This window comes from Allosphingosinicella deserti (assembly GCF_003012735.1).
GTDB classification, from domain to species: Bacteria; Pseudomonadota; Alphaproteobacteria; order Sphingomonadales; family Sphingomonadaceae; genus Allosphingosinicella; species Allosphingosinicella deserti.
In genome coordinates this window covers 509,618-530,168 of sequence record NZ_PXYI01000004.1, presented here as the reverse complement: position 1 = coordinate 530,168, position 20,551 = coordinate 509,618, and the positions used below count along the sequence as shown (strand labels likewise).

The 20,551-nt window shown below is 66.8% G+C and carries 18 protein-coding genes; 7 read left to right on the top strand and 11 right to left on the bottom strand.

Going from position 1 to position 20,551, the window contains the following annotated elements:
- Nucleotides 1–55: 55 nt before the first annotated feature.
- The 3 genes from C7I55_RS14655 (at nt 56) to C7I55_RS14645 (ending at nt 1,977) form a co-directional block, all read left to right on the top strand.
- A complete protein-coding gene (locus tag C7I55_RS14655; RefSeq protein WP_106513908.1) occupies nt 56–631 on the top strand; it encodes an anthranilate synthase component II in 576 nt (191 codons plus the stop codon).
- A 105-nt stretch (nt 632–736) separates the two neighbouring features.
- A complete protein-coding gene (gene lexA / locus C7I55_RS14650; protein ID WP_106513701.1) occupies nt 737–1,390 on the top strand; it encodes a transcriptional repressor LexA in 654 nt (217 codons plus the stop codon).
- A 194-nt stretch (nt 1,391–1,584) separates the two neighbouring features.
- Nucleotides 1,585–1,977 (top strand): VOC family protein, encoded by a 393-nt coding sequence (locus tag C7I55_RS14645; RefSeq protein WP_106513700.1) that lies wholly within the window; start codon nt 1,585–1,587, stop codon nt 1,975–1,977.
- A 286-nt stretch (nt 1,978–2,263) separates the two neighbouring features.
- On the opposite strand, the gene C7I55_RS14640 is transcribed toward C7I55_RS14645, so the two are convergent.
- Nucleotides 2,264–2,959 (bottom strand): HAD family hydrolase, encoded by a 696-nt coding sequence (locus C7I55_RS14640; protein ID WP_106513699.1) that lies wholly within the window; start codon nt 2,957–2,959, stop codon nt 2,264–2,266.
- 244 nt (nt 2,960–3,203) lie between these two features.
- Nucleotides 3,204–5,438 (bottom strand): ComEC/Rec2 family competence protein, encoded by a 2,235-nt coding sequence (locus C7I55_RS14635; RefSeq protein ID WP_233222217.1) that lies wholly within the window; start codon nt 5,436–5,438, stop codon nt 3,204–3,206.
- A gap of 25 nt (nt 5,439–5,463) precedes the next feature.
- Here C7I55_RS14635 and gltX point away from each other — a divergent pair, with 25 nt between their 5' ends.
- Nucleotides 5,464–6,954, top strand: a complete 1,491-nt coding sequence (gltX, locus tag C7I55_RS14630; RefSeq protein ID WP_106513907.1) for a glutamate--tRNA ligase — start codon at nt 5,464–5,466, stop codon at nt 6,952–6,954.
- 1 nt (nt 6,955) lies between these two features.
- A complete protein-coding gene (locus C7I55_RS14625; protein ID WP_106513697.1) occupies nt 6,956–8,242 on the top strand; it encodes a citrate synthase in 1,287 nt (428 codons plus the stop codon).
- On the opposite strand, the gene C7I55_RS14620 is transcribed toward C7I55_RS14625, so the two are convergent.
- A complete protein-coding gene (locus C7I55_RS14620) occupies nt 8,233–8,769 on the bottom strand; it encodes a hypothetical protein (RefSeq protein ID WP_106513696.1) in 537 nt (178 codons plus the stop codon). The two genes, C7I55_RS14625 and C7I55_RS14620, sit on opposite strands and share 10 nt — an antisense overlap.
- A 206-nt stretch (nt 8,770–8,975) precedes the next feature.
- Between C7I55_RS14620 and C7I55_RS14615 the strand changes: the two genes are divergently transcribed.
- The gene (locus C7I55_RS14615; protein ID WP_106513695.1) at nt 8,976–9,590 is read left to right on the top strand and encodes a hypothetical protein; all 615 of its coding nucleotides are present in this window, start codon (nt 8,976–8,978) and stop codon (nt 9,588–9,590) included.
- A 630-nt stretch (nt 9,591–10,220) separates the two neighbouring features.
- Here the strand turns inward: C7I55_RS14615 and C7I55_RS14610 are convergent.
- The 4 genes from C7I55_RS14610 to C7I55_RS14595 form a co-directional block, all read right to left on the bottom strand.
- The gene (locus C7I55_RS14610; protein ID WP_106513694.1) at nt 10,221–11,588 is read right to left on the bottom strand and encodes a sensor histidine kinase; all 1,368 of its coding nucleotides are present in this window, start codon (nt 11,586–11,588) and stop codon (nt 10,221–10,223) included.
- Nucleotides 11,585–12,622 carry a DUF2336 domain-containing protein gene (locus C7I55_RS14605; RefSeq protein WP_106513693.1) on the bottom strand — a complete coding sequence of 346 codons (1,038 nt, stop codon included), beginning with the start codon at nt 12,620–12,622 and terminating at the stop codon, nt 11,585–11,587. The genes C7I55_RS14610 and C7I55_RS14605 overlap by 4 nt, the downstream gene beginning before the upstream one ends.
- A 145-nt stretch (nt 12,623–12,767) precedes the next feature.
- Nucleotides 12,768–13,967, bottom strand: coding sequence for a beta/alpha barrel domain-containing protein (locus C7I55_RS14600; protein WP_106513692.1), 1,200 nt, complete (start codon nt 13,965–13,967; stop codon nt 12,768–12,770).
- A gap of 105 nt (nt 13,968–14,072) precedes the next feature.
- A complete protein-coding gene (locus tag C7I55_RS14595; RefSeq protein WP_106513691.1) occupies nt 14,073–14,375 on the bottom strand; it encodes an Hpt domain-containing protein in 303 nt (100 codons plus the stop codon).
- Between the two features lie 83 nt (nt 14,376–14,458).
- On the opposite strand from C7I55_RS14595, the gene C7I55_RS14590 reads away from it, so the two are divergent.
- Nucleotides 14,459–16,756, top strand: a complete 2,298-nt coding sequence (locus C7I55_RS14590; RefSeq protein ID WP_106513690.1) for a coiled-coil domain-containing protein — start codon at nt 14,459–14,461, stop codon at nt 16,754–16,756.
- A 159-nt stretch (nt 16,757–16,915) separates the two neighbouring features.
- On the opposite strand, the gene C7I55_RS14585 is transcribed toward C7I55_RS14590, so the two are convergent.
- The 4 genes from C7I55_RS14585 to C7I55_RS14570 form a co-directional block, all read right to left on the bottom strand.
- Nucleotides 16,916–17,176 (bottom strand): DUF1467 family protein, encoded by a 261-nt coding sequence (locus C7I55_RS14585; RefSeq protein ID WP_106513689.1) that lies wholly within the window; start codon nt 17,174–17,176, stop codon nt 16,916–16,918.
- A gap of 2 nt (nt 17,177–17,178) precedes the next feature.
- Nucleotides 17,179–18,816: a ribonuclease J gene (locus tag C7I55_RS14580; RefSeq protein ID WP_106513688.1), complete on the bottom strand. Its 1,638-nt coding sequence runs from the start codon at nt 18,814–18,816 to the stop codon at nt 17,179–17,181.
- Between the two features lie 104 nt (nt 18,817–18,920).
- Entirely contained in the window at nt 18,921–19,706 is a 786-nt protein-coding gene (locus C7I55_RS14575) for a type III pantothenate kinase (protein ID WP_106513687.1), read from the bottom strand.
- Nucleotides 19,707–19,849: 143 nt separating this feature from the next.
- Entirely contained in the window at nt 19,850–20,548 is a 699-nt protein-coding gene (locus C7I55_RS14570; RefSeq protein ID WP_106513686.1) for a biotin--[acetyl-CoA-carboxylase] ligase, read from the bottom strand.
- Between the last annotated feature and the right edge of the window lie 3 nt (nt 20,549–20,551).

Below are 20,551 nucleotides of genomic sequence, written 5' to 3'. Positions count from 1 at the left end.
GCGGCGGAGCCGGCCGACGGCGAGCCGCGCGCCGAAGCGCCGCTATGCGGCCCGGATCCTAGTGGTCGACAATTACGACAGCTTTACCTGGAACATTGTACACTATCTGCGCGCACTCGGTGCGCAGGTGCGGGTCGAACGGACCGACGACATCAGCGTCGCCGACGCCTTCGCCTACGGCGCCGACGGCATTCTGGTCTCGCCGGGACCCGGCCGGCCGGAAGAAGCCGGCATCTCGATGGCCCTCGTCGCCGCCTGCGCAGAAGCCGCCAAGCCGCTGCTCGGCATTTGTCTCGGCCACCAGGCGATCGCCGCGACGTTCGGCGGCCGGGTGGTGCGCGCACCAAAGCCGATGCACGGCAAGACCTGCCCGGTCAGCCATGATGGCGGCGGCCTGTTCGAGGGCATGCCGTCGCCGTTCACCGCCGCCCGCTATCATTCACTGGTTGCCGAACCGTCGAGCGTCCCGGACTGCCTGATCGTCAACGCCACCGCCGACGATGCCACCGTCCAGGGCCTCCGGCACCGCTCGCTGCCGATCCACGGCGTTCAATTCCATCCGGAAAGCGTCGCCAGCGAGGGCGGCTATCGCATGCTCGCCAACTTCATCCAGCTCAGCCGCAATCCCTGACAACGGATCCGGCGCAAACGCCCGATTCGGCCCGCGCGTGAAACGAGTTGACAGGGCCCCACCTGTTTCCTACACGTTCCTCATTCGTTCCCAGAGGGCCAGGCGATGCTGACGCGCAAGCAACATGAGCTTCTGAGCTATATTCACGACAAGCTCGCCGAAACGGGCGTGTCGCCGTCTTTCGAGGAGATGAAGGACGCGCTCGATCTCAAATCCAAGTCCGGCGTTCACCGCCTGATCTCCGCGCTCGAGGAGCGTGGCTTCCTTCGCCGCTTGCCGAACCGAGCGCGCGCGCTCGAAGTGGTCCGCATGCCAGACGTCAAGGTGGGCACTGCCAGCCCGCCCAAGGCGCCGGTCAGCGCCCCGCAGCCGGCCAACGACGTCATCGAGTTGCCGCTCCACGGCCGTATCGCGGCCGGCATGCCGATCGAGGCGCTGGAAGGTCAGAGCACCCTCCCCGTTCCCGCCGCCTTGCTCGGGCCCGGCGAACATTATGCGCTCGAAGTGGCGGGGGATTCGATGGTCGAGGAAGGCATCCTCGACGGCGATTACGCCCTCGTCCGGAAGGCGGACAGCGCCCGCGATGGCGAGATCGTCGTGGCGCTGATCAACGAGGAGGAAGCGACCCTCAAAACCTTCCGCCGCGAAGGCTCAATGATCCGCCTTGACCCTGCCAACCGCAACTACGACCCCCAGCGCTACCGCCCCGACCAGGTCCGCATCCAGGGTAAGCTCGCAGGCCTGCTTCGGCGCTACTGAGACGGAGCATCCTCGGAGTACGCAGGCCTTTGGACGGCTGCGTTCGTAAAGCCGAAACAGAGGCTTCGACTTGCACCCGCCTGAAGCCCCCGACGAGGGAGGGTTGGGTGGGGGTGGGCCCCGAGGAGGCACCAGATACGCCAACGCCCCGCCTTTCCCACCAAGGGGAGGGCTAGGAACAGGAGTCTCCTTCGATGTCCCGCCTCAACTATGTCGAACTCCCCGTCCGGGACGTCGCTGCCGCCCAGTCCTTCTACGAAGCCGCGTTCGGCTGGACGATGACCGCGTTCGGCCCGACTTATGCCGCGACCCTTACCGGGGACACGGACGTGGGTCTGCAGGGGGATCCCGCCGAAGCGACCAAGGCGCCGCTGCCGGTGATCGAAGTCGACGATCTCGAAGCCGCGCTGTCCGCCGTCGATCAAGCCGGAGGCACCCTCACCCGTCCTATCTTCACCTTCCCGGGCGGCCGCCGCTTCCAGTTTCTCGACCCAGCGGCAACGAGATCGCCGCCGTCGAATCGGAGCCGCATTCGGAGGGCTGAGCAATCCACGCCGGCCGCCCAACCCCCGGGGTCTCTTTCATAGGCGGAAAGCGTGGAGGCTCGCCCTCCCGTCCTCAGCCCTCCCCCCTGGTGGGAGAGGGTTGCGGGGGAGCCAACTCAAAGAAGAGATAGAGGCAGCGGCTCCAGCAGCCGCCTTAAGCAGGATATCGGGCGCGAAGCGAGCGCACTCGCGGCCACCGGCGATGAAGCTTCACGCGCCGCCATTCACCTCGGATTGCTTCTACGGCCTTCGCTCAGGCAAGCCTTCGACATCAGCGTCATGCACCCACGCTGGCGCGCGCCCATGTCCGCTCCCCGGAGCGCCGCCTTCACCCCAGCTCGTCGAGCCAGTCCGGCAGGTCGGCCAAACTCTCCAGCGCGCGATAGCGCGGGTGATGCTCGGGCGCGTCGGCGGCCTCGTGCGCCCACACCAGCTCGAACGGAATGAACGCCGCATAGGCTCCCGTCTCCAGCGCCGGGAGGATGTCGGAGCGCATCGAATTGCCGGCCATGACGGTCTGATCCGGAAAGACGCGGTAGCGGGCGAAGATCCCGGAATAGGTTTCCGCCTTCTTCTCGCTGACGATCTCCACCCCTTCGAACAGATCGCCGATTCCGGAGGCGGCGAGCTTGGCCTCCTGGTGGTGGAGATCCCCCTTGGTAACCAGGATGAGCCGACCGCGCTCGGCAAGCCGTGGCAGAGCCTCCTCCACGCCGGGCAGGATCTCAATCGGATGGACCAGCATGTCGCGGCCGAGCGCAAGGATGTCTCGCATCGTGGCGGCGGGTAGATCGTCGCCGGCAATCTCGGAGGCAACCTCCATCATCGACAGGATAAAGCCTTTGACCCCGTAGCCGTAAAGCGAAAGGTTGCGGTGCTCGACGGCTTCGAGTTGCTGCTGCACGACAGGCTCGGGCGCGAAGGGCGCCAGCAAGCCCGCAAAATCACCGAAGGTGCGGCGGAAATAGGTCTCGTTGTGCCACAGCGTGTCGTCGGCATCGAGGCAGATGAGGTTGATGGGCACGATCCCTCCCGGTGTCGGCGCTCGCATAATCCGGAAGCTGCCGCAGCGCCAGCCAGGGCGGCAGGCCCCCGCGGCGCAAAGGCCGCGCAATGCGAATGCGGAACGTCTGTTCACATTGCGGTAAGTTACGGTAGAAACATCCCGTTTACCTGCCTATGATACCGCTATCATTAGCCGTCACGTAGTTGTCATCGTTGGAGAGTGGTCGTCGTGCAATCTCGAATTCCTGCAGAGTTGGAGCGGTTCACGGTTTCGCCGCCCTGGGCTCGCGAGCAGCAGGACGAGGCGCGCCGCGCCAAGGCGCTCCAGGAGCTTCGCCGCCGCGCCGCTTCCAAGTAGGTTTGCGCGGCGGCGGCGGTGCCAGCTTCGCCGCCCACGGATGTTCGCCCTGTAGCTGGGAGACCGTCAGCACCTCCGGCTTCGCGCCAAGCTTGATCGCCAGCCCGCCGGTGCGGCGCAGGAAGGCCGCATCGGCCTTCAGCCAGCGCGGCACGCAGGTGACCGGCAGTCGCCGGTCCGAGATCACGATGTCGGCGACGGCGCAGGCTTTCCGCAACGGCCCAAAATCAACCATGTTGGCTGAGCGGGTCGCGAGAATCCGCCAGGATGTGCCTGCCACCTCGATCTCCGATGCGCACAGATCGGCGCTGCACCGCGCCTTGGGCAGGGATTCGAGCTCGATCGGTTCCGCCTTGATCCCGGCATTTTCGGACAATGTGTCCCGGACATAATCCCCGGCTTTCGGGCGAAGAATGGCAAGTCGGCCTGCCTGGGTCCGGATCGCGACATGGGCACCGTCGCCGGTGATCAGGAGATCCGGCGCCGGTGTCGCCAGGGTCCAGATCGCGCCTGCCAGCAGCGGCGCCAGCCCGAACAACCGCCAGCGCGTCCGCCACAGGAACAGCCACAGGCCGCCTACGACCACCAGTCCGAAAGCGCCGCGCGGCATGCCCGGCAGCATCGCAACCGCCCCCGGGGCGCCGGCGGTGCTATGGGCGAGCCAGAGCAGGAAGCCGAGCGCCTTGCCGGCGATCCACCAGCAGGGACCGCCGAGCTCCACGGGATCAAGGAGCAATGCGAGCCCCTCAACCGGCATGACTACGAAGGTGGTGAGCGGAATGGCGACGATGTTGGCGAGCGCGCCGTACACTCCCGCTTGGTGGAAGTGGAACAATGCGATCGGAGTCAGCGCGATCTCGACCGCAAGGCCGGTGAGAATGAGCCCGAGGATCGCGCGTCCGATCTTCAGCGGCCTGGCCTCGTCCCGCCGCTCCAGCAGCCCCCGCACGCGAGGATGATCGTGGATGACGACGATCGCGACGATTGCCGCGAAGCTCAGTTGAAAGGAGGCGCCGACCACGCTCTCCGGCCACAGCAGCAGAACCACCAGCGCTCCGACCGCGACGAGGCGCAGGGTGAGCGCCTCCCGGCCGAGCGCGATGCCGATCAGAATCAGGATCGCCGCGACGCACGAGCGAATCGTCGGCACCTCAGCGCCGGTGAACAGGGTGTAGGCGATGCCTGCCACCGCACCAACGCCGGCGGCGATCACGACCAGCCGGAAGCGCAAGGCCAGTGCCGGGCTGAGCGCCAGCAATTTGAGGGTCAGCAACATCACCGCGCCGACCACGGCGGTGAGGTGAAGGCCGCTCACAGAGAGGAGGTGCGCCAGCCCGGATTGCCGCATCGCCTCCGCATCCGCTTCCGGGATGCCGGCCTGGTCGCCGGTGGCGAGGGCCGCGGCGATACCGCCTTCGCCGCCCGGCAATCGCACCCGGATATGATCGGCAAGGCGCTGGCGCGCGCCGGCGAGGCGGGCGCGCCAGCTGCGCTCGGCGGGCGGCACTAGGAGGGTGACGTCAAGGCCGCGGCCGGTCGCACCGACGCCTTGAAACCAGGCGGCGCGGGAAAAATCATAGGCGCCGGGCACGGCCGGCGGCGGCGGCGGCATCAGCCATGCGCGCACCGATACACGGGCGCCGGGCTCGAGCGCCTTCGACACCTTCTTGTCGTCGAGATTGACCCGGATACGGTGGGGCATGGACTTGTCCGTCGGGCGAACGACGAGCCGCACGATCTCCTCCGCCGGCATGTTCTGCACGGTGTCGATCACCGCCTCGAACGTCGCCACCTTCTCGCGGTGAACGACCGGGCCGGCGACACGCTCGGCCTTCCACCAGATGTTGCCGCAGCCGATCAGCGCCGCCAGACTGAAGATGGCGAGCGCCCTGCCCCAACGTGTCCCCGGCGCGAGCGCCAGCGGCGCGAGCACACCGCCGAGCGCTAACGCCGCAAAGGCGGTCCAGCCGCTTCGATCCGGCAGCACGAACCAGGCCGCCGTCCCGAGCCCCAGTCCGACCGGGAGCCACAACGGAAGCTGATCGCGCTCGCGATCCGCAAGCGATTCCAGTTGCTCCGATGCCGTGCCCGGCCGCAGGGGCAGACGCCACCGCAGGAGCGCCGCAAAGCGGGCACCCAAGCCCCTTTGTGGCGGCTGATCCGCTATGCTAGGGGCGCATCCGTCACTGGCGGCCATTGCCGCATCCTTGGAGAAATGGCGCTTGAGCGCAACCCAAACTCCGCGCGAGGTCGTCACCCGCTTCGCGCCCTCGCCGACCGGCTTCCTGCATATCGGCGGCGCCCGCACCGCATTGTTCAACTGGCTGTTCGCCCGCCACCATGGCGGCCGCTTCCTGCTGCGCATCGAGGACACCGACAAGGCCCGCTCGACCAAGCCGGCGATCGACGCGATCCTCGAAGGGATGCGCTGGCTGGAGCTCGATTGGGACGGCCACGAATATTATCAATCGCAATTCTGGGCCCGGCACGCCGAAGTTGCCGAACAGCTGCTCGCTCGCGGCCACGCTTATCGTTGCTGGATGACCCAGGATGAGCTCGCCGCCGCGCGCGAGGAAGCGACTCGCGAGCGCCGGCCGTTCCGGATCAACAGCCCCTGGCGCGACTGCGCTCCGGATGCGGCGCGTCCCGACGCGCCCTTCGTCATCCGACTCAAGGCACCGCGTGAGGGCGAGACGGTGATCGACGACAAAGTCCAGGGCGTCGTCCGCGTCCAGAACGAAGAGATCGACGATTTCATCCTGCTCCGCTCCGACGGATCGCCGACCTACATGCTCGCCGTCGTCGTTGACGATCACGACATGGGCGTCACCCACGTTATCCGTGGCGACGACCATCTGAACAACGCCTTCCGTCAGCTCGCGATCATCAAGGGCATGGACTGGCCCGAGCCGGTCTACGCCCACGTGCCGCTGATCCATGGCCAGGACGGCGCCAAGATGTCGAAGCGACATGGCGCCACCGGGGTCATGGACTATCACGAAATGGGCTTCCTGCCCGAAGCGGTCGCGAATTACCTCCTGCGCCTCGGCTGGGGACATGGCGACGAGGAGATCATCTCCCGTGAGGACGCCGTCCGCTGGTTCGATCTCGACAATGTCGGCCGCTCGCCGTCCCGCTTCGACACGAAGAAGCTCGAAAATCTGAACGGCCATTACATCCGCGAGGCCTCAGACGGGCGGCTCGCCGGCCTGGTCGCCCCGCGCATAGAGCAGATGCTTGATGCCCGGCTCGACAATGACGAAATCGCGCTGCTTGCCAGGGCGATGCCGGAGCTCAAGCCCAGGGCGAAGAACCTCAATGAACTCGCTGAAGGTGCAACCTTCCTGTACCGCGAGCGTCCTCTCGACCTGGACGAGAAAGCCGCGCAGTTGCTCGGCGGCGAGGCGCCCGGGCTGCTCGCCCGTATTCATGCGGGACTCTCCGCGCTTGACGAGTGGAGCACCGAGGCGACAGAGGCCGTCATACGCAGCGTGGCCGAGACGGCCGAGGTCAAGCTCGGTCAGGTCGCGCAGCCGCTTCGAGCGGCACTTACCGGCCGGGCAACCTCGCCCGGCATATTCGATGTTCTGGTGCTGCTCGGTCGGGAGGAAAGCCTCGCCCGGATCGCGGACCGGATGAAGACGGACGGAGACTAATATGGCGAACGATTCTGCCACTCTCGATCTCGGCGGCAAGGATGTCGCCATGCCCGTGCGACAGGGCACGGTCGGACCCGATGTCATCGACATCCGCAAGCTCTACGGCCAGACCGGTGCGTTCACCTATGATCCGGGCTTCACCTCGACGGCCGCGTGCGAAAGCGCGATCACCTATATCGACGGCGATCAGGGCGTCCTGCTTCACCGCGGCTACCCGATCGACCAGCTGGCGGAGAATTCGAGCTTCCTCGAAGTCGCCTATCTGCTGCTCAACGAGGAGCTCCCGACCAGGGACGAACTCGACAAGTTCGGCTACACCATCTCGCGTCACACCATGCTGCACGAGCAGCTCGCGACCTTCTATCGCGGCTTCCGGCGTGACGCCCACCCGATGGCCATCATGTGCGGCGTCGTCGGCGCGCTTTCCGCCTTCTACCACGATTCGACCGACATCACCGATCCCAAGCAGCGGATGATCGCGAGCCACCGGCTGATCGCCAAGATGCCGACGATCGCTGCGATGGCGTACAAATATTCGGTTGGCCAGCCGTTCATGTATCCGCTGAACGAGCTTTCCTACACCGGCAACTTCCTGCGCATGACGTTCGGCGTCCCGGCCGAAACCTATGAGGTCAATCCGATCGTCGAGCGCGCGATGGAGCGGATTTTCATCCTTCACGCCGATCACGAGCAGAATGCGTCCACCTCGACCGTCCGGCTTGCCGGCTCGTCGGGCGCCAATCCGTTCGCCTGCATCGCGGCCGGCATCGCCTGCCTTTGGGGCCCGGCGCATGGCGGCGCCAACGAGGCCGCGCTTAACATGCTCCGCGAGATCGGTCGGGTCGATCGGATTCCCGAATTCATCGCCCGCGCCAAGGACAAGGAAGATCCGTTCCGGCTGATGGGCTTCGGTCACCGCGTCTACAAAAATTTCGATCCGCGGGCGAAGGTGATGAAGGCAACCGCGGAAGAGGTACTCAACGAACTCGGGGTCACTGATCCGATCTTCGACGTCGCCCGCGAGCTCGAGCAGATCGCCCTCAAGGACGAATATTTCATCGAGAAGAAGCTTTATCCGAACGTTGATTTCTATTCCGGCGTGATCCTGTCGGCGATAGGCTTCCCGACGTCGATGTTCACCGCACTGTTCGCCCTCGCCCGCACCGTCGGCTGGGTGGCGCAGTGGAACGAGATGATCTCGGATCCCGAGCAGAAGATCGGCCGCCCGCGCCAGCTCTACACCGGCTCCCCGCAGCGCGATTACGTTCCGCTCGATCAGCGCTGAGGCGAAACCGCTCCTAGACTCACGAAAGGCGGGCGCCCCGATCGGGCGTCCGCCTTTCGTTTCTTGCCGACGATGCGTGCAACGGACTCGAGGCCGGCGAATGCCCGCTCCACATCCGCGGAAAGCCCCCGTGCCACCTTTTCGCTGGCATTGGAGAAGAGGAGACTCGGCCACTCGCGATGCAAGCGACCGGTCATCGTGTCCCTCTCGAATTCGAAGCCGGCCTCGGTGGCGATCCGGTCGAGGGCCCGGGCCTCTAGCCGATGATTGGCAAGCTCGATTGGCCCGGCCGCGATCGCCAGCGCAAGCAGGAACGGCAGCATTGCCACGATGATTGCGCCGACGCCGCCATCGGCAATGCGGTAGAGAAAGAAGCATTCCGCCGCGACGGCGGTGCCGATCAGCAGCCGGCGCCGGGAACGGAACAGCGCGTCTCGCCTGTCACCATCATGCACGCGCGAGGCGTCGGCAATGTCGCAGTGGATCAGAGATCGCCTGGTGGAGAGGCGTCGCGCGGATTTCGGCACCCCGTCGCCTGCCCATCGTGCCCGCGCACCCGCGTTCCAGATCGATGTCCACGATTGAAGTGCTGGAGGGTAGAAGTCCATCTCTCTGGTTTCTGTAACATTTGAAACCGTTTCCCGTCTCCCCCGGCATCGGGCTGCAACGCAGCCGGCGCAGAACCTTCCCATCAGCCGGCACGTCCGGACCCTGGTGAAGAGGATTGGATGTGATGCTGTTTGCTGCCGCTCTGGCGATTGCTGCCGCCGCGCCCCCCGAGCCGTCGCTCGATGAAGTCCGCGCCGCCACCGAGCGCTACAAGGACGTCAAGATAGCACTCGCCGAAGGCTATATGGCCGATCCGACCAACTCGTGCCACGTCGCTGCCCATATGGGCCGTCCCAGCGAGCTCGGCGGCATGGGCATCCACTATTTCCGCCCCGACCGCCTTGGGATCGACAGCGCACCGGGCGCGCGGATCAGCGGCCGGACCGTCCACACGGATTTCTCTCAGCCTTCGGTGCTGGTCTACGAGCCGAACGCCAAAGGCGAGCTCGAGCTGATCGCGGTCGAGAACGTCGTGTTCGAGAAGGCCTGGAAGGCTGCCGGCAACAGCCTGGCGCCTACATTCCAGGGTGTCTCATGGGATCACATGGCGGACGACCCCGGGACCCCCACCGACGAGGCCCACGGCTTCGAGCCGCATTACGATCTGCACGTCTGGCTGTTCCGGGACAATCCGGCCGGCATGTTCAAGCCGTTCAATCCGGCGGTGACCTGTGAGCACGCCCGGCCGACGACGACGTCGCACGCTGCCTCGGGCCAAGGCACGCATAGCGGCCATTGATTTCAGCGTTACCACCCGCCCCGGTATTCGGGCGGCGTGGGCGGGAGTGAGGCGAAGGCAACCGGCGTCTGCGGCGCCCAGCCTCGTCATCCGACAGGACAGCGCCAAGCCCCCCCTCTCGCAGGCACCGGGGAGCAAGGCCTCACTCCCGCACCCTTGCCCCGCGTCATCGAAGCTTCAACCAGCTCCAAAAGTAAAAGCCCCAGCCGTTTCCGGCCAGGGCTTGGTGGCAGTCACTCGGGGGGGGGGGGGGGGTGTGACTACCAGCGGGGGGGTGCATAGAGAACGGCCGCCCCCAAAAGGGGTTCCCGAGAAATTGTGAGGTTCAGAAACTTTTTCGATCTGACGAGGCTCGGCAGGGAATGGCGGTTGGACTTGCGCATCTGGAGCTGCGGTGCGCCCGGGCATCCGGGACGTGACCACCGCCGGCTCATAAACGAAGCGCCCCGGAGGGATCCGGAGCGCCTCGCCGACGGTCCGCCATGGCGGCGACCATCTCCCGTCCCCGCGAACTATATACACGTGATTCCATGGCTTTGCGAGCGGCTTGTATGCGCAAGGATACGAATTGGCCCGCCGAAAAGGCACTCCGTCGCGCGCGAAAGGTTGCTTTAGATCAATTCGCTACAGTCATTCTCCGGCACGAAACGGAAGCATGAAGGTGAACCGCGCACCTTGGCCGGCCGCCGACTCAACGCCGAGATCGCCAGTCATGGCGCGCGCGAGTCGGCGTGCGATATAGAGGCCGAGGCCGGTTCCGCCCGGCTCCGAAGGGTCGACGCGCTCGAACTTCTCGAACACGCGGGCTTGGTCCTCCGCGGCGATGCCCTTGCCCTGATCGGCGACGACGAGGACGGCAAGGTCGCCCTCCCGGTCGGTTCGCACCCACACGCTGCCGCCTTCGGGCGTGTAGCGGATCGCGTTGGTCAGCAGGTTCATGACGATCTGCAGCGCACGTTTGAACTCGCCGGTGGCGGGCAGCACGTCCGTCGCGGCCGGCCCGTCGATGCGCACCCTGCGCTCGGCGGCTCGGACGGAGAGCAGGCCGGCAGCCCGGCGTGCCACGTCGGCGAGGTCGATCTCCTCCTGCTCGGGGGCAAAGTCGGCGCGCTCGATCGCCTGGAGATCGACGAGATCGTCGACGAGGGCGAGCAGATGCCTGCCGGCGGCGGCGATGTCTTCGGCATAGCCGGCATAATCGGTTCGCAGTGGGCCTTCGGGCTGGGCGCCGATCGCTTCCGCATTGCGGATGATGTGAGCCAGCGGCGTCCGCAGCGCTTTGTCGAGCCGTTCGGAGAAAGCTCCGCTTTCGCCGGGATGGAACTCGGTGGAGAGCGGCTCGGGTGCCGCAGCTTCACCTACGCTGGTTGCCGACCCGCGAAAACCCGCAAAGCGTCCTGCACCGTCGATCAGCGGCACGCCGGCGAGACGATAGCGGCCCTCCTTCCCGCCGCGCAGCTGCGCGATCTGGCCTTCGAAGCGGCGCTGCTCGGCAAGTGCCGCGAGCAGCGGCAACTCCCCTCCAGTATCTTCCTCGAGCCGGAACAGGCGAGTGAGCGGCTGCCCCAGCAGATCGGCGGGCGATTGCCCCGACGCGGCGGCGGCGGGAGGTGACACGGCGGTGAGCCGCAGCGCAACGTCCGTTTCCCACATCCAGTCCGCAGCGGCGCGCAGGAAATCCGCCTGACGCTCGGCCTCCGAGCTCGACGCCGGGGCCCGCGGCGGGCGTTCGGACCAACCGGACAGCGCAAGATCGACACCGTCCTGGAGCGGAACCGCACGCACCCACAGATCGATATCTGATTCGCCATCCGCCGCCACCGCCGCGCGGGAGATGGTGATGCCCAGGCGACGGGCCAATCGTGCCAGAGCGGCGATCTGCGGGACCGCGAACGGCCCGCCCGGCTCGCCGCCCGCATTCTGCTGAAGCGCAAGCAGACGCGGCTCCGCCTCGACCAGCCGTCCCTCGCTGTCGACCCGCCCGCGAACGACGCTCATGTGCCGAGCCTCGCCACAGCGTTGCGATAGCCGACATCGGCGCGCCACAGAGCGAGCAGGCGTTGCGCCTGCGCCCGGTTCGAGCCGTCATAGATGTCGAGCTGGGGCACGAGCGCCACTTCGTCACGAGTTAGGGCGAAGAGGATAGCACCGGCGGGCTCGCGCGCCACGCCCGCGGCACGCAATAAAAAGGCCATAGCGCGATTGTCGCGCGCCGACATGATCTCCCAGACGGCGGCGGTATCAAGCCCGGTGCGCACCGACAACATGGCGAGGAACAGCGAAAGTCCCGAATCCGTGAGCGCACGGGCGGTCAGCGCATCGTCGAGCTTGCCGGCACCGCTGAGCGCGCGCGCGAGCCGCAGGCAATGCGCGTCGAGCGTGTCGCCTTCGTCATAGGCGGCCAACAACCGGCGTCCGGCGGTGGCGAGCACTTCGTCAGCTTCTCCGGGTCCGATCTCGTGCTGGCCGACGACATAGTGTCGAAGTGCCGCGGCCACGGTCCAGACGAGCTGGTGCTCAAGCTCTGCCGGAAGATCGGATCGGATCAGCACGGGCTCCTGGAAGGGATCAAAGCGTCCGCTGTGTGCGATCAGCAGGGCCATCGCTTCTCCGGCGATCTCGGCGTCCGTGTCGCCAGCAAGATCGATCAGCAGTGCGTTGTCGGCGCCACCGCCGGTCCGATGAAGCCGGTGCTCCTCGGCGCGCCGGAGCAAGGTGGTGACAAGCAAAGGATCCTCGGCGGCGCGGCAACGCGCAAGGATGGGACCGGCGATATCGAGGTGCGCGGACGAGAGGGCGCCGCGCAGCGAATCGTTGTCGAATGCCTCCGCGACGATCGAACGAAGTTCGTCCTCGATCGTCCGCAGCAGCCGGGGAAGCAGTGTCGCAAGTGTCGCCCGCTGGCGCTCGGTAAGCCGCAGATCGGCGGGAATGGCGAGATCGGATGCCGCGGCCGACACGCGCATGCGGGCCGACGCGAGCAGTTGCGCCGCGCCGTCCAGATCATTCCCGCTCGGCCGCAAATCGGACATCGCCTGCCTGTACCCTCAACAGAGTTAAGGGGCCGCTAATCAGGCTGGGGGCGATCCCGATCTCCTGCCCACGGCCGGAAGCGGTTTATCCTTCGTCTTGCGTGTGTTCCCGGCAGTCCCGTCCTCCCGATCTGCAGCACGGCAGCTACGGTGCGGAAGCGGCTTTGTGAACATGACGCTGCGCCCAGAAAAAGCTGCCGCCGGCGTAGAGCGCCAATAGGGTGAGGCCGGTCCCCCACAGGCCAGTGGCCGCGAATGGAAGCAGCAGCCAACTCATGCCCTTGCGCTCGGCCAGCCAGAGCTTGCGCGGGATGTCGCGGCCGGCGGCCTCGGTGCGCAGCGCGACGGTGAAGGCGATGATGGCGAAGGCGAGAGCGATGAAACCCCAGGTGCCGGTCCCGGCCAGGGCAAAGCCCAACGCGACCAAGGCGGCGGCAGCGATCCCGGGCAGGAACGTCGCCCACCAGCTGTCCGAAACGGTGTCCTGCATCCGCAGCGACGCAAGGCGCTCCCCGATACCGTCGAGCGGCGTTGCCAGAAGCAGGAACACCATGCCGGTGAGGAGCCAGCCGGAGGCGAAGCTCAAGGCGGCGAACGCCGTGAGCAAAGCGGCGCCGAGACCGAGCATGCCCGGCGTCGCGTTGGTCGGCATGAGGCGCCGGGTGGCGGCCTGCTCCAGCGGGCCCAGAAGATAGCGCGATACCCAGTCGCTCCGCTGCGCCCCCGCGCCCTCGAAAAGCCGCTGCTGAAGCGCCGCAAGGTCATCACCGCGCTCGGCGATGGTGAGAAGATCGTCGACCGGCTCACCGCGCACGGACATCTGCCGGATCCCGGCCTGGATGGCGCGGCGCAGCAGGGTCGATTGCAGATCCCATTCGCCGAGCATGGCGGCGGTCCGTTTCAGCGTCTCTCCATCGAGCAGGGCAAGCCCCGCCCAACGACTGTGCGCGTCAATCCGCTCGTATCGATCGTCGACCCGCACGTCGGGCACGGTCAGGATCGCGGATCCGCCGAGGGCGGTGAGCCGCTCGATATGGGTCTCGGTGGCGATCAGCCCATCGGCCATGATCAGCAGCTGATCCTGCGGATGCACGGCCTCCGCCGCTTCGATCGCATTGCGGGCGACCGCGACCTTGATCCCCTGCCCTCGCAGCCGATCGATTGCGGCGAGCAGATCCGGCGGCACCCGCTCGACGGCGACGACGATCAGGTCGGCGCCCGCGGCGACAGCGAGCCGAGCCTGCCGTTCCAGCAGGGTCCGTCCGGCGAGCGGCAGTGTCGCGCGCAGGCCGCCGCCTGCCTCGTCGGCTTCGTGATAGGCCGCGATCAGTGCTGCCAGCGTCAAATTCGGTGCCCGCCCATCGGGCTGGGATAGTAAAGGGAGCTGCGCTTCGCAAAGGCTAAACCGGCCTGCGGCGTCATCGGGCGCAGCCGATACGCCGGGCTGCGATCAAGTGGCGGCGAAATCCTCGATCGCGGCCCGGAGCTTGCGAAGCACCACCGGATCGCCGGGCGCGCCTTGCAGGGCCTCGTCGGCAAGGCCCATCAGCCCGACCGCACCGAAGCTCGCCGCAAGGCTCTTGAGCCGCGAGGCCGCGAACTCCCAATTGGCATCGCATCGGGCGCGACCCATCAGATCGGCCTGCCGTGCCGCACTCTCGACGAAGGCATCGCGCAGTTCGCGCATCAGGCCCATGTCGCTGCCGACAGCAGCGGCGAGGGAGGCGTTCAGGGCACCGGGATCATAAGCCATGCGCCCGGCTTACGCGCCAGACCGTTAAGGCCCGGTAACCTTCCTGCCTTCCCTGCGCGCCGAATGGTGATAAACTCACCGACATGACCGGGGCAGACAGAGCCGAGACGCAGCCCGAAGGTGGCGCGCACGAAATCCACGAAACGGGCGCCGAAAGGGCCGACGCCGACTGGATCGGCGCGGCTGGCGTCACGGGGGAGGATGTTGCCGAGCTTCCGGCGGAACAGCCGGGGCGCCAGCTGTTCGGAGCCTTGCTCCTGCTGCTCGCTTTTGCGTGGGTCGCGGTCGCCGGCTGGTCGCTCTTGGACGCCCGGCCCGCAGTCGGGCTGCAGACAATAGTCTCTGCGATTGCCACGATCAGTGCGCCGCTGGTGCTGCTCGCGTTGCTATGGATCTGGCTCGGCCGCACGCCGCGGCGGGAGGCCGAGCGCTTCGGCCGCGCCGTCTCCACGATGCGCGCCGAAAGCACCGCGCTCGAAAGCGTATTGTCGATCGTCTCCACCCGGATCGAAGAGAATCATGCGCGGCTGCGGGGCGAAGCGGAGCGGCTGATGTCGCTTGGCGACGAGGCCTCCGATCGCCTCGGTCGGGTTACGCACTATCTTTCGAAGGAAACCGCGGCGCTCGACCGCAAGGCAGCGGCGCTCGATGCCGCCGCCACATCGGCCAAGGTCGACATCGGCGTCCTCCTCCATGATCTCCCGAGGGCCGAGGCCCAGGCCCGGGGGGTCGCCGAGGCGATGAAGGACGCAGGCATCACCGCGCACAGTCAAGCCGGCGCGCTCGAAGCGCAATTGGCCGCCCTTTCCGCTCGCGGCCGCGAGGCCGACGATATTCTCGGCGGCGCCGCGCAGCGCCTGTCGGCCCATGTAGCCCGGATCGAAAGCAGCAGCACCGCCGCTGCCGAAAGCATTGCCGAGGCAGCCACCGGCATGACCGCCTCGGTCGATAGCGCGATGACTCGCGCGACCGAAGCGCTGGATGCCGCCCGTGCAGCGCTCGACGCGCAGGGTGTCGCGGTGCTGGCGACGATCACCCAGACCCAGGCGGCCCTCGATCGCGCCGGCGAGGATGCGACCCGCAATCTGTCGCAGCGCCTCGATCAGCTTTCCCGGAAAGTCGAGGGCCTTGCCGGGCATCTTTCGGCCCAGGATGCGGCGAGCCACGCGCTCGTCACCGGGCTCGCCAAGGAGCTGGCGGAACTCGACGACTGGTTCGCGCAGCTCGGCCGCACCGGAGGGGCCGAAAGCGAGAAGCTCGGCGCGGCGGTTCAGGCCGTTCGTGACAGCACCCGCGAGCTGATCACCGAGCTCGGCGCCGGCAAGATCAGCAGCGAATCGTTGATCGGCAGCGCCCGCGACATGTCGGAGATGCTCACCGGGGTCGCACGGCAGCTCGGCGAGGATCTTCCGGCGGCGCTCGCCCGCGTCGAGGATCAGGCTGGCCGCACCCGCGAAGCCGCAATTGCACTCGCGCCGATCGTCGCAACCGTTCAATCCTCCGCCACCGCGGCCGCGGAACGGGTGGAGACGGCGGAAGCGGCGGTCGCCCGCCAGCGTGATGCTCTCGAATCCCTGCTCGCGCGGATCGACGAAGGCACGAGCGGCGGCGAGCAGAAGCTGGCCGCGCTCGGTGCAGCGGCCGCCCAGGCCCGCGAGGCTGCGTCCCGTATCGCCGCGGAGACCGGTCCGGAGCTCGTCGAGGCGATGCTGCGGGTTCGCGAGACCGCCAACCAGGCTGCCGAGCGCGCCCGAGAGGCGATCGCGTCGGTCATCCCCGCGAGCGCCGAGGCGCTCGGCGACGCCGGCCGGCAGGCGCTCACCGACGCCATCGCTGCTACCGTGGAGCGGCAGATGGCCGAGCTTGCTTTGGTGTCGGAGCGTGCGGTCGCCTCGGCGCGGACCGCCTCCGAGCGCCTCACCCGGCAGATGCTGGTCCTCGGCGAAACCGCCGCCGCCGTCGAAGAGCGGATCCAGGACGGGCGCAAGGAGCGCGAAGACCAAGAGAGCGAGAACTTCTCCCGTCGGGTCGCCTTGCTGATCGAATCGCTCAATTCGACCGCGATCGACGTCACCAAGATCCTGTCGAACGACGTCACGGACAGCGCCTGGGCCGCTTATCTCAAAGGTGATCGCGGAGTCTTCACCCGCCGTGCCGTGCGCCTGATCGAGGCCACAGAGGCCCGCGAGATCGCCCGGCACTATGACGACGACGCCGAATTCCGCGAGCAGGTGAACCGCTACATCCACGATTTCGAAGCGATGCTCCGCCGCATTCTCGCCGATCGTGACGGCACCCCGCTTGGGGTCACCATGCTGTCGAGCGACATGGGCAAGCTCTACGTCGCCCTCGCCCAGGCCATCGATCGCATCCGCAAGTAGGATCGCGAGAACCCTTCACAAGCGCTCTCCCCCTCCGGATTCACGGGAGGGGATCAATGGCTGGCGCGGCGCAGCCGCATCTTCTCTTTTCAAAGGAAGCAGGTCCCACCCCCAACCTCTCCCGGAAATCCGGGTCGGGGAAAATGGCTGACGAAGCGCCTACCGCGTCCAATCCAGCATGTCCGGCGTTACCCAGCCGAACAGATAGTTGGCGTAGAAGATGCCGAACAGGAGGGCCGAAAGGATCGTCGCCCGGATCGCGGCCTTGCCGAGGCTGAACCGGTGCGGCGCGCTTTCGGCATGGCCGACGGCTGCCCTGGTCCCTTCTTCCTCGGCCGTGCGAACCCCGAATGGCAGGACGAGAAACAGGCTCATCGTCCAGAACAGAATATAGATCGCCAGGATTGACTGGACCTTCATGGTCAGATCCGGACGATGAGCACGTTCACGACGGGCTTCTTGCCGGTCCATTCCGTCGCGCAGCGGCGCACGGCGAGGCGAATGTCCTCGCGCAGCTTGTCCTCGGTCTTCGCCCCCTTGCGGGCTGCGGACGAGGCCGCAGCACAGGCTTCCTCGAGGAACGCTTCGCGATCCTCCTCCACCGGCAGGCCTTCGATCGCAATCTCGACGTCGCCCTTCACCCGATCGTCGTCATTCATCGCGATCGCGACCGAGATCACGCCATTATAGCTCAACCGCCGCCGTGCGTTCATGGTGGTGCCGTCGGCCGACAAGATGACGTCGCCGTCGAGAATCAGCCGCCCGACGCGCTCCTCGCCAAGCTTGCGCGGCCCCTCCGGCGCAAGCCGCACGACGTCGCCATTCTTCTGTACGATCCCGCGCGGCACGCCTTTCTCAAGCGCGAACCTCTTGTGCTCGACCATGTGCCGCATCTCGCCGTGCACCGGCACGATGATCTCGGGGCGGATCCACTTGTACATCGCGGCGAGTTCGGGACGACCGGGGTGTCCGGAAACGTGAACGTTCGCCTGGCGATCGGTGATCATGCGGATGCCGCGCCCGGCAAGCTCGTTCTGGATGCGGCCGATCGCCATCTCGTTGCCGGGAATCTGCTTGGACGAGAAGACCACAAGATCGTCCTCGGTGAGCTTGATCTTGTGCTGATCGAACGCGATTCGGGCGAGCGCCGCGCGCACTTCGCCCTGCCCTCCCGTGGCAATGATCATCACGTCGCGGCGCGGCAGCGCCATCGCCTCGTCGAAATCGACCGTCTCGGGGAAGTCGGTGAGGTAGCCTACGCTCCGCGCCACCCGCAGGATGCGGTCGAGCGAGCGTCCGGCGACGCACACCTGACGCCCCGTATCCTGCGCCACCTTGCCGAGCGTGCTGAGCCGCGCCGCGTTGGAAGCGAAGGTCGTGACCAGCACCCTGCCCTCGGCCGCGGCGATCACCTCGTCGAGCCCCTTGCGAACCTCCTCTTCCGATCCCGACGCTTCCTCCTGGAAGACGTTGGTCGAGTCGCAGACCAACGCGAGGATCCCCTCGTCTCCGACCTTGATCAGTTGCTCGGCATCGGCGGGATCGCCGATCTGCGGAAATTCGTCGAGCTTCCAGTCGCCGGTGTGAAAGATCTTGCCGTAGGGCGTCTCGATCAGCAGCGCATTGCCTTCGGGAATCGAGTGGGCCAGCGGCACGAACCGGAAGCCGAACGGCCCGATCCGGCCGGTACCGCCAATGTCGATGACCTTGACCTGGACCTCGTCGGTCAGTCCCTCTTCCTGCAGCTTTTCGGCGATCAGAGCAGCGGTGAACGGCGTGGCGTACAACGGTACGCCGAGATCGGCCGCCATGTACGGAATCGCACCGATATGATCCTCGTGTCCGTGGGTGAGCACGATTCCGAGCAGGTCCTTGCGGCGTTCCTCGATGAAGGCAAGATCGGGGAGGACGAGGTCGATGCCGGGATAGCCGGGATCGGCGAAGGTCATGCCGAGATCGACCATGATCCACTTGCCGTCGCAGCCATAGAGGTTGACGTTCATGCCGATCTCACCGGAACCGCCGAGGGCCAGGAAGAGAAGCTCTTTGCCGGGTTTCATCTTGGTGTCTTTCGCATCGTCCCAGTGGCGAAAGCGGAACTGGCCGCATTCGTTCCGGACGTCATTGGGATGTCGGGCGAGGACGGACGTCCCTACCCCTGGAATCAGGCCGCGCCAACGCTCCGCTTCCAGAGCAAGGCGAGCCCCTGAATGGTGAGATCCGGCTCGATCTCGTCGAAGACATTGGTGTGGCGATCGAACAAGGTGGCGAGGCCGCCGGTCGAGATGACCTTCACCGGACGGCCGATCTCGGCCTTCATCCGCGCGACCAGCCCCTCGATCATCGACACATAGCCCCAATAGATACCGATATGCATCTGATCCTCGGTGGTGCGGCCGATCACCGACAGATTGTCTTCCGGCGCCTGAATCGCGATGCGCGGCAGCTTGGCGGCGGCGGTGACCAGCGCGTCGAGCGACAGGTTGATGCCCGGCGCGATGATGCCGCCTTTATAGGCACCGGTATAATCGACCACGTCGAAGGTGGCGGCGGTGCCGAAATCGATGACGATGAGGTCGCCCGGATGCATCGCATGGGCGGCGATCGCGTCGACCACCCGGTCCGCGCCGACGCTGCGCGGCTCGGCAACGTCGAGCTCGATCCCCCAATCCGCCGGCGGCACCCCCGCAACCAGCGGCTCCACGCCGAAATATTTCGTCGCAAGCACCTCCAGATTGTGGAGCGCGCGCGGCACCACCGTGCCGATGATCACGGCATCGACCACGTCGCGGGGATAATTTTGCAGCGCGATCAGTTGGTGGAGCCAGACGCCATATTCGTCGGCGGTGCGCCGCGGGTCGGTTGCAATCCGCCAGCGCGCGCGGACCACTCCGTCCTCCAGCAGAGCGAAGACGACGTTTGTGTTCCCGGCATCGATGGCAAGCAGCATGGCGACAGCCCTAGTGCGTCAGCCGCCCCTGCGAAAGCGCTTTGCGAAATCCGCCCCGCGCCCACTCAAGATCCTCCCCGAGACGGTGAGGGGAACGAGCTTCAGGTTGGTGGAGGGGCTGCGCCGGACTCCGTGCCCGCGCCTCACACCAGGAACACGTCCCCTGCATGGATCGTCCGGATCACTCCATCTGCGGCCCGCAGCCGCAACGCCCCGGTTTCGTCCAACCCCTCGAACCTGCCCTCCCCTACAGCTGTCGAGAGCAGCGTTCCGATCGGGTGGGCGCCCGCAAGCCAGGCCGCCCGAACCGGCGCCAGCCCGGCCGTGCGCCACGCGCCCACCCAGCGCGCGAAGGCCTCGGCAAGCGATTGGCAGAAGTCGCCCGGCTCGGGCACCACCCCGGTCAGGGCGGCGAGGCTGGTCGTCGGCCGCTCGAGATCACCGGGATGGTGGGCGAGATTGACCCCGAACCCGATCACGACCGCATCGGCGGCGCGTTCCAGGAGGATGCCGGCCAGCTTGGCCCCGCCGGCGAGCAGATCATTGGGCCATTTGATCCGCACATTGCGCGCTCCGGCATAACTTCCGGCCACCTCGTGCAGCGCGATCACGGCGACCAGCGCCAGGCTTGGCGGCGGTGGATCACCCTTGCGCAGGCGGACAAGGGTGCTGGCGTACAGATTTCCGGGCGACGAGCGCCATGCCCGGCCCTGCCGCCCGCGGCCACCGCTCTGCTGCTCGGCACGCAGCCACAGCCCCTCCTCCGCACCGGCAGCGGCGCGTGCGGCGACGTCGTCGTTGGTCGAACCGGTTTCGGCAACCGTGCGAATATCGATCAGCATGCA

Bases quoted from the DNA above. Each gene is read 5' to 3' on its own strand.
- C7I55_RS14625 (WP_106513697.1), top strand. From the start codon at position 6,956: ATGGCGAACGATTCTGCCACTCTCGATCTCGGCGGCAAGGATGTCGCC.
- gltX (WP_106513907.1), top strand. From the start codon at position 5,464: ATGCTAGGGGCGCATCCGTCACTGGCGGCCATTGCCGCATCCTTGGAG.
- C7I55_RS14595 (WP_106513691.1), bottom strand. From the start codon at position 14,375: ATGGCTTATGATCCCGGTGCCCTGAACGCCTCCCTCGCCGCTGCTGTC.
- C7I55_RS14570 (WP_106513686.1), bottom strand. From the start codon at position 20,548: ATGCTGATCGATATTCGCACGGTTGCCGAAACCGGTTCGACCAACGAC.
- C7I55_RS14645 (WP_106513700.1), top strand. From the start codon at position 1,585: ATGTCCCGCCTCAACTATGTCGAACTCCCCGTCCGGGACGTCGCTGCC.
- C7I55_RS14575 (WP_106513687.1), bottom strand. From the start codon at position 19,706: ATGCTGCTTGCCATCGATGCCGGGAACACAAACGTCGTCTTCGCTCTG.
- C7I55_RS14605 (WP_106513693.1), bottom strand. From the start codon at position 12,622: ATGTCCGATTTGCGGCCGAGCGGGAATGATCTGGACGGCGCGGCGCAA.
- C7I55_RS14590 (WP_106513690.1), top strand. From the start codon at position 14,459: ATGACCGGGGCAGACAGAGCCGAGACGCAGCCCGAAGGTGGCGCGCAC.
- C7I55_RS14580 (WP_106513688.1), bottom strand. From the start codon at position 18,816: ATGAAACCCGGCAAAGAGCTTCTCTTCCTGGCCCTCGGCGGTTCCGGT.
- lexA (WP_106513701.1), top strand. From the start codon at position 737: ATGCTGACGCGCAAGCAACATGAGCTTCTGAGCTATATTCACGACAAG.
- C7I55_RS14585 (WP_106513689.1), bottom strand. From the start codon at position 17,176: ATGAAGGTCCAGTCAATCCTGGCGATCTATATTCTGTTCTGGACGATG.
- C7I55_RS14615 (WP_106513695.1), top strand. From the start codon at position 8,976: ATGCTGTTTGCTGCCGCTCTGGCGATTGCTGCCGCCGCGCCCCCCGAG.
- C7I55_RS14610 (WP_106513694.1), bottom strand. From the start codon at position 11,588: ATGAGCGTCGTTCGCGGGCGGGTCGACAGCGAGGGACGGCTGGTCGAG.